The organism is Microbacterium sp. B19, assembly GCF_000333395.1.
In the GTDB taxonomy this organism is placed as follows: Bacteria; Actinomycetota; Actinomycetes; order Actinomycetales; family Microbacteriaceae; genus Microbacterium.
Genome location: NZ_BADA01000439.1, coordinates 1 through 7,761, shown reverse-complemented (window position 1 = coordinate 7,761; position 7,761 = coordinate 1). Strand labels below are relative to the sequence as shown.

Annotated in this window: 9 protein-coding genes and 1 pseudogene; 3 read left to right on the top strand and 7 right to left on the bottom strand. The window is 71.2% G+C overall.

Features of this window, described 5'->3' with window-relative positions:
• Nucleotides 1-489 (top strand): annotated as a pseudogene (locus I5G_RS25985) (hypothetical protein); the annotation flags it as partial.
• Between the two features lie 81 nt (nucleotides 490-570).
• On the top strand, nucleotides 571-2,112 hold the full coding sequence (locus I5G_RS26245; RefSeq protein WP_022879876.1) for a DUF320 domain-containing protein: 1,542 nt from the start codon (nucleotides 571-573) through the stop codon (nucleotides 2,110-2,112).
• Between the two features lie 456 nt (nucleotides 2,113-2,568).
• On the opposite strand, the gene I5G_RS15510 is transcribed toward I5G_RS26245, so the two are convergent.
• From I5G_RS15510 to rpsF, 7 genes are all read right to left on the bottom strand, one after another.
• Nucleotides 2,569-3,000: a cupin domain-containing protein gene (locus I5G_RS15510; protein ID WP_022879875.1), complete on the bottom strand. Its 432-nt coding sequence runs from the start codon at nucleotides 2,998-3,000 to the stop codon at nucleotides 2,569-2,571.
• On the bottom strand, nucleotides 2,993-3,418 hold the full coding sequence (locus I5G_RS26915; RefSeq protein WP_306305792.1) for an amidohydrolase family protein: 426 nt from the start codon (nucleotides 3,416-3,418) through the stop codon (nucleotides 2,993-2,995). Before I5G_RS26915 ends, I5G_RS15510 begins: the two co-directional genes overlap by 8 nt.
• Nucleotides 3,402-4,319 (bottom strand): amidohydrolase family protein, encoded by a 918-nt coding sequence (locus I5G_RS22880; protein WP_306305791.1) that lies wholly within the window; start codon nucleotides 4,317-4,319, stop codon nucleotides 3,402-3,404. Before I5G_RS22880 ends, I5G_RS26915 begins: the two co-directional genes overlap by 17 nt.
• Before the next feature lie 719 nt (nucleotides 4,320-5,038).
• Nucleotides 5,039-5,491: a 50S ribosomal protein L9 gene (gene rplI / locus I5G_RS15500; RefSeq protein ID WP_022879874.1), complete on the bottom strand. Its 453-nt coding sequence runs from the start codon at nucleotides 5,489-5,491 to the stop codon at nucleotides 5,039-5,041.
• Nucleotides 5,492-5,501: 10 nt separating this feature from the next.
• Nucleotides 5,502-5,756 carry a 30S ribosomal protein S18 gene (rpsR, locus tag I5G_RS15495; RefSeq protein WP_013584646.1) on the bottom strand — a complete coding sequence of 85 codons (255 nt, stop codon included), beginning with the start codon at nucleotides 5,754-5,756 and terminating at the stop codon, nucleotides 5,502-5,504.
• A 101-nt stretch (nucleotides 5,757-5,857) separates the two neighbouring features.
• The gene (locus tag I5G_RS15490) at nucleotides 5,858-6,361 is read right to left on the bottom strand and encodes a single-stranded DNA-binding protein (protein ID WP_022879873.1); all 504 of its coding nucleotides are present in this window, start codon (nucleotides 6,359-6,361) and stop codon (nucleotides 5,858-5,860) included.
• Between the two features lie 5 nt (nucleotides 6,362-6,366).
• The gene (gene rpsF, locus I5G_RS15485) at nucleotides 6,367-6,759 is read right to left on the bottom strand and encodes a 30S ribosomal protein S6 (protein ID WP_022879872.1); all 393 of its coding nucleotides are present in this window, start codon (nucleotides 6,757-6,759) and stop codon (nucleotides 6,367-6,369) included.
• A 178-nt stretch (nucleotides 6,760-6,937) separates the two neighbouring features.
• On the opposite strand from rpsF, the gene I5G_RS15480 reads away from it, so the two are divergent.
• On the top strand, nucleotides 6,938-7,761 hold an 824-nt coding region (locus I5G_RS15480), incomplete at its 3' end, for a hypothetical protein (protein ID WP_022879871.1).

Below are 7,761 nucleotides of genomic sequence, written 5' to 3'. Positions count from 1 at the left end.
GGCGTGGTTGACACCGTCGACGGGACGCTTCCCGTCGTCGTCGGCGAGGCCCCCTCCACCGACCCGCTGCCGCCGGCCCTCCCCGGTGGCAGCGCCCACCCCGTCGCCCCGGTAGCGGGCGTCGACGCGGCAGCGCCCGTCGCCGTGCTGCCTGAGGCACCGGCCTTGGCTGGAGAACCCACCGACGCCGTCCGCACGACCGCTGCGTCCTTCGCCGCGGCTGAGGCCACCGCCCCGAGCGCTTCCGCCGGAGCGAGCTCCGTCCACGCCGCGGCCCCTCCGGCCGAAACGCCCGTCGCGTATGGGCTGGGCGATGGCATCCCGGGTTCTGCTTCGGCATCCTTCTCGTCCGGCGGAAGCGGCCCCGCGGCCGCGCGCCTCGACGACCGTTCGGGCTCGCCGACCTTCGTTCTTCTTTTCCGCAGCGCACTCGTCGACGACGATCTCCCCGGCGCTCCCACCTTCGCCACCGACGTCTCTCCCGACTGAGGCGGGCCTCGTCGTGCCCCGGCACGACAGACGGTCCCGCGCGTTCCGCGCACCCTCATTCACAACCAGGAGAGAACTCTCATGCGCAAGATCTACTCGCGCGCCATCCTCGGCGCGCTGATCGGCGGCGGCTTGGCCGTCGTCGGAGCCGGCATCGCCAATGCCGCGGAGACGTCGGGCACCGGCGGCCTCCTCTCGGGCGATCAGGCGATCATCTCGGTCGACCTGCCCGTCACCATCGGCGGCAACGCCGTGTCCGTCATCGGCGACAGCCATTCCTCGGATGCCAGCACCTCGGCGCCCGCATCGCAGCGCGCGCCGGAAGCCACCACCGACGGCGGCGACAGCATCCTCGGCGGCAACCAGGGTCTCGTCTCGGTGGACGTGCCTGTGACCGTCAGCGGCAACGCCGTGTCGGTCATCGGCGACAGCACGTCGACGGATGCCAGCACCACCGGGCCCGCGTCGGGTGATTCGGGCTCCGGCGACGTGGCTTCGGACGGCGGCGACAGCGTCGGCGGCGGGAACCAGGCCGTGGCCCCCGTGTCGGTTCCGGTCACCATCGGCGGGAACGCCGTGTCGGTGGTCGGCGACAGCACCTCGACGGATGCCAGCACCACCGGCGGCTCGGCCTCGGCTGGTGCCGGTGACGTCGAGACCGACGGCACCGACAGCATCCTCGGCGGCAACCAGGCCGTCCTGCCCGTGTCGGTTCCGGTCACCATCGGCGGGAACGCCGTCTCCGGCATCGGCGACAGCACCTCCACGGACGCCACCACCACCGGCGGCTCCACGGGCGGCCTGCTCGGCGATGTCACCACCGACGGCTCGGACAGCATCCTCGGCGGCAACCAGGCCGTCCTGCCCGTGTCGATTCCGATCACCATCGGCGGCAACGCCGTCTCCGGCATCGGCGACAGCACCTCCACGGACGCCACCACCACCGGCGGCACCTCGGGTGGCCTGCTCGGCGATGTCACCACCGACGGCTCGGACAGCATCCTCGGCGGCAACCAGGCCGTCCTGCCCGTGTCGATTCCGATCACCATCGGCGGCAACGCCGTCTCCGGCATCGGCGACAGCACCTCCACGGACGCCACCACCACCGGCGGCACCTCGGGTGGACTGCTCGGCGATGTCACCACCGACGGCACCGACAGCATCCTCGGCGGCAACCAGCTGATCATCCCGATCAGCCTCCCGGTCACCATCGGCGGCAACGCGGTCTCGGTCATCGGTGACAGCACCACGGACGGCTCGGAGACGGGCACCCCGGGCACTCCCGGAACGCCCGGCACCCCGGGAACCCCGGGCACTCCTGGAACCCCCGGCACCCCGGGAACCCCGGGCACTCCCGGAACCCCCGGCACCCCGGGAACGCCCGGCACCCCCGGCACCCCGGGAACCCCCGGAACCCCGGGAACGCCCGGCACCCCCGGCGTGACCGGCTCGGTCGCCTCGGTCTCGTCGGTTTCGGCGGTGTCGTCCGTGGCCTCGGGTAGCGGTCAGCTGGCCGTGACCGGGGTCGAGAGCGGCATGCTCTGGATCCTGCTCAACGCCGCACTGGTGATGCTCGGCCTCGGAGGCGTCCTGCTCGCCCGCCGTCGCCGCGCGATCGCCTGACACCGACGTCGGGCGGGCTTCGGCACCTCCCGACTCCGGCACCGGATGCCACCCCATTGGGGGGCGTGGCATCCGGTGTCCGGTGTGTCCCGGGTCAACCCCACCTCCCCCGCGGGAGGTGAATCACGGAGCGGAGGATGGAACCTGGATGCCATCACCCTCACGCCCGTGAGGAAGGGAGGACATGGGGCCAAGGGAGGAGCCCCGGCGCCGAAACCACCCTCCGCTCCTCCCACGCCCTCCGCCCCTCACGCGAAACCGCGGCTCGGTCGTCCAGGCGCCAGTGCTCAAGACGCAGCAGAGAGCCGTGGCATCCCCACGCCCGTGAGGAGGGGAGGATCAGGGGCCATGGGAGGACCCCCGGCGCCGAAACCGCCCTCCGCTCCTCCCAGGCCCTCCGCCGGTCACACGCGACGTCGCCCCTCGCCCACGACGCCGCACGCACGGCACATGGGCTCAGTCCGCGAGGCGCCAGTCCTCGAAGCTGAACCCGGGCGAGACGAGGCAGCTCACGACGGCCTCGGCGTCGTCGACGAGGCGCGCGGACTGCCACACGCCCGCGGGCACCGTGGCCTGCAGCCGCTCCCCGGCGGCGAGGTCGGCGCCGAGCACCACCGACTCGACGAGTTCTGGCGCGGAACCGTCGCCGCCGAACGACAGCTCGAGGCGGCCCGGACCGTGCCACAGCCACACCTCGTCGCTCGTCACGACGTGCCACGCGCTGTGCTCGCCGGGCGTCAACAGGTAGTGGATGAGCGTCGCCGCGGGCCGCGCACCCGCGGGGGTGTCGACCGCGTACGTGCCGGTCCACATGCGGCGGAACCACCCGCCCTCGGGGTGCTGCTCGAGGTCGAGCAGCCGGGCGGTGGTCGGGCGGTCGTCAGTCACGGGATACTCCGGTCTCTCGGGCGAAGGCGGGGGATGCGAAGCGCACGTCGCCGTCGATGAACGTCGCGGCCGCGCGCCCGGCGCCGTCGACGACGAGGTGCTCGAGCATGTCGTCCGCTGCGGCGACGTCGATGTCGAAGAATGCGAGGTCGGCGACGGCGCCGACGGCGAGGTAGCCCGTGCGCTGCGGGCCGGTGTCGAGGCCCATCGCATGCGCTCCGCCGAGCGTCGCGGCGCGCAGCAGCAGCGCGGCGAGATCGCGGTGCGCATAGCCTTGGTGCCGCGCGAGCCGGTGCAGCGCGGACACATCTCCCAGCAGGTCGAGCGACGGCGACGACGACAGCGAGTCGGTGCCCACCGCGATCGCGTTGCCCTCGACCAGGTACGCCGCGACGGGCGGCTCATCGAGTCCGATCACGGCGTTCGATCGCGGGCACAGCGCGACGGTCGTCCCGCGCTGCCGCAGCACCGAGCGGTCGCGGGGCCGTCATGTAGACGCCGTGGGCGATGTGGCAGTCGGGTCCGAGGACGCCGAGCTCGTCGACGAACTCCGTCGCTCCGGTGCCGAAGCCCTCCTCGCGCAGAGCTTGGAAACTCGCCGGACGCCGCTCGCGCCACGGCAGCGCCTCGCCGTGCTCGCGCTCGAACGCGGCCTCACCGAGGTGGATGTGCAGCCTGCTCCCCCGCTCGCGCACGATGTCGGGGATCTCCAGCAGCGGCTCGACGTCGAGCGAATACGGAGCATGCGGCGACAGACCGGTTCCGGGCGGCGACGGCAGCGAGTCCAGCCGCGCCTCGACCTCGGCCCTCCCCCGCTCGGCCCACGCCGCGTTGGTCCAGCTCATCACCTCCCAGTAGGTGATGCCGTGCAGCCCCGCGTCGTGCAGCGCGGAGGCCGCCTCGACGTCGGTGACGATGTCGGCCACGGCCGTCGTGCCGGCGGCGATCATCTGGGCGGCGCCGGTCCTGGCATCCGCCGCCCAATCCAGCCCCGACTCGTAGACCGGCTGGAAGGCCGCGGCCCACTCCTCGAACCCGGCGTACGACCCCCGCCCGACCTCGGCCATGCCCGTGTATTGCAGGTGCGAGTGCGCGTTGACGAGGCCGGGAGTCAGGATGCCAGGCCAATGCACCTCGTCGAACTCCACGCCGCGCTGGCGCAGCTCGTGCAGCACCCATTCGCGGTCGCCGACGTGGCGGATACGCCCGCTCGCGACGGCGATCGCCCCCTCGACGATCGGTGGGGCGGTGATCGGAAGGACGAGGGATGCCGAGTACAGCACGACCCGCGGGCGCTCGGGTGCGCGATCGACGGTCATGCCGACCAGCCTAGGGACGCGGCGTGACGGCCGCGTGTCGCGAGGGTCCCGCGATGCTGCGGTGGCCTTCCCGGTTTGGGGCGGATTCCGCGCATCGGTGGCCCAAGCGTTGCCGGTTTGGGGCGGATTCCGCGGATCGGGGCCCGAGCGTTGCCGGTCTGGGGCGGATTCCGCGGATCGGGGCCCGAGAGCGTTGCCGGTCTGGGGCGGATTCCGCGGATCGGGGCGGGAAATTCACGCCCCAAACGACGGATCGCGCCCCAAACCCGAAGAGCGGCACTGCCTCCCGCCGACGCACCGCCGCCGGGGCCGGGGTACCGCCGCTCACGCCGCAGCACCGCCGCTCGCGCCGCAGGGGCCGTTGGAGCCCGGGTTTGGGGCGGATTCCGCGCGTCGGGGCGCAGAATTCACGCCCCACACGACGGATCGCGCCCCAAACCATAAGAAGCCGCCGCGACCAGGGACGGGTCGCGCCCCAGACATCCACAGAACCGCCAGCCACCGCCCAGCGCTGCCGGTTTGGGGCGGATTCCGCGCATCGGGGCGCAAAACTCACGCCCCAAGCCACGGATCACGCCCCAAACCCCAAGGCAACCCGCGGCAGCCGCACCGCCGCGCCGCACCGCCGCAGCACCGCACCGCGCGCCGCACCGCCCCGCCGCCCGACGCGAAACGGCCCCGGTCCGCCGAAGCGGGACCGGGGCCGTGTCAGACGCGAATTACTTCGCGGCGACCACCTGGAGGGTGATCACGGCGGTGAGGTCGTCGCGGAGGCGAACGGTCGCCTCGTGCTCGCCCACCGACTTGATCGCCGAGGTGATCTGGATCTTGCGCTTGTCGAGCTCACCGAGACCGGCGGCCTTGACCGCGTCGGCGACGTCGCCCGTCTTGACGGAACCGAAGAGGCGACCCTCGGCACCGGCCTTGACGGCCAGCTTGACGGTGTTCGACTCGAGCGTGTTCTTCAGGGCCACGGCCTCTTCGTGGTCGTGGATCGCGCGGGACTCGCGAGCGGCGCGGATCGACGCGACCTGCTTCTCGCCACCGCGGCTCCAAGCCACGGCGAAGCCCTGCGGGATGAGGTAGTTACGGGCGTACCCGTTCTTGACCTCGACAACGTCACCGGCGCTACCGAGCCCGGTGACCTCATTCGTGAGAATCAGCTTTGCCATCGGGTGCTCCTTAGCGGCCGGCGCCGGCGTAGGGCAGGAGAGCCATCTCGCGCGCGTTCTTGATGGCGCGGGCGATCAGGCGCTGCTCCTGCACGGAGACACCGGTGATACGACGGGCGCGGATCTTGCCGCGCTCCGAGATGAACTTGCGGAGGGTTGCGACGTCCTTGTAGTCGATGACGCCGACGCGGATCGCCTTCGCGGGGGCTGCGTTCTTCGCGCCCTTCCGCGGCTTGCGGCGGTCGCCAGTGGCCTTTCCAGCCATGCTTCCTTCTTTCGTGTGGATTCGGATGCCGGGGGCGCTTGCGGCGTCCGGACTCGGCATCCGGAATGTTGGGGTTCGTCACGCCGTGAGGCGCAGCGAGATCAGAACGGGGTGTCGTCTCCGTAGGAACCGGGAGTGCTCCAGGCGTCGGCGCCGCCCTGGCTCGACCCGGGGGTCGACCACGGCTCGTCGGAGCCCTGCTGCACCTGCGGGCGTCCGCCGCCACCGCCGCCGCCCGAAGAGGCGGCGCGGGTGACCTGGGCGGTCGCGTAGCGGAGCGAGGGGCCGATCTCGTCGACCTCCAGCTCGATCGAGGTGCGGTTGTTGCCCTCGCGGTCCTGGTACGAGCGCTGCTTCAGGCGACCGGTCGCGATGACGCGGGACCCCTTCGTCAGCGATCCGGCGACGTGCTCGGCGAATTCGCGCCACACCGAGGCGCGCAGGAAGAGCGCCTCGCCGTCCTTCCACTCGTTCGCCTGACGGTCGAACGTGCGGGGGGTCGACGCGATGGTGAAGTTCGCCACCGGCAGCCCGTTCTGCGTGTAGCGCAGCTCGGGGTCGGCCGTGAGGTTCCCCACGACGGTGATGACGGTTTCGCCGGCCATCGTCGTTACTTCGCAGCCTTCTCGGCGGACTCGACCTTGCGGGGAGCGGCGGCCTTGCGGGCGGCCTTCTCCTCGGAGCGCTTCGCCTCGGCGGCGACCTGCGCGATGGCTTCCTCGGCACGGAGGACCTTGGTGCGCATGATCTGCTCGCTCAGCTTCAGCTGGCGGTCGAGCTCCTGCGTGGCCTCGCTCGTGGCGGTGAAGTCGACGACGGCATAGATGCCCTCGTTCTTCTTCTTGATCTCGTAGGCCAGACGGCGGCGACCCCAGACATCCACCTTCTCGATGGTTCCCCCATCGTTGGTGATGACCTTGAGGAACCCGTCGAGCTTCGGAGCGACCTGGCGCTCGTCGATCTCGGGGTCGAAGATGACCATGAGTTCGTACTGGTGCGTCACTAACCCACCTCCTTCGGACTAGAACGGCTGACGGGCATTTCCCGGCAGCAGGAGGGTGTGTTGCACGTCGTCTCGGGCTTACACGCGCATGGGCGTCGCCAGACAACCTTCATAGTCTAACGGATGCCACCCCGCAGCGGGAATCGAGCTTCGCCGACGCCCTCGGTAGCGTGGGGCCATGAGCGGTACTCCCCCGGACACCTCAGCCCTGACCGCCCCTGTCGATCGCGCCGCCGTCCGCGCGTTCACCGCCCAGCTCCGCCGCGAGGGGAAGCTGAACAGCGTCGTCGTCGCCACGATCGGGTTCGTGGTGGTGGGCGGCATCCTTCTGGTGTCGGCGATCCTGATGGCATCCATCGTGAGCTTCGCGCTCTTCGCGGACGACGGACGCCCGAGCCCCGTCGGCATCGGCTTCCTGGTCTTCTTCGCCGCGGTCATCGCCATGCTCGTGTTCGGGTTGACGGCGATGCTCCGCGGCCGCGCGGAGCGCCGGTACCGGCTCGCGCACTTCGCCGAGGCGAACGGACTCACGTGGTTCCCCGCCGTCCCGAACCCCGACCTGTCCGGCATGATCTTCGCGGAGGGCCACTCCCGCGAGGCCACCGACGTGATCCATGGCCCGCGTCCGCGCTGGGTCGAGGTCGGCAACTACACGTACAAGACCGGCTCGGGGAAGAGCGAGCAGACGCACAAGTGGGCGTACGTCATGCTGCGGCTCGACACCCCGCTCCCCCATATCGTCCTGGATGCCGTGGGCAACAACGGCCTGTTCGGGGCGTCGAACCTGCCGGCGACGTTCTCGCGCGACCAGCGACTCAGCCTCGAGGGCGACTTCGACCAGCACTTCGCGCTGTACTGTCCGACCGGTTACGAGCGCGACGCGCTGTACCTGTTCACCCCTGACGTCATGGCGCGTTTCGTCGACAACGCCGCGGCGCTCGACGTCGAGATAATCGACGACCGGCTCTTCCTCTACGCGAGACGCGAGCTCTCGACCCTCGA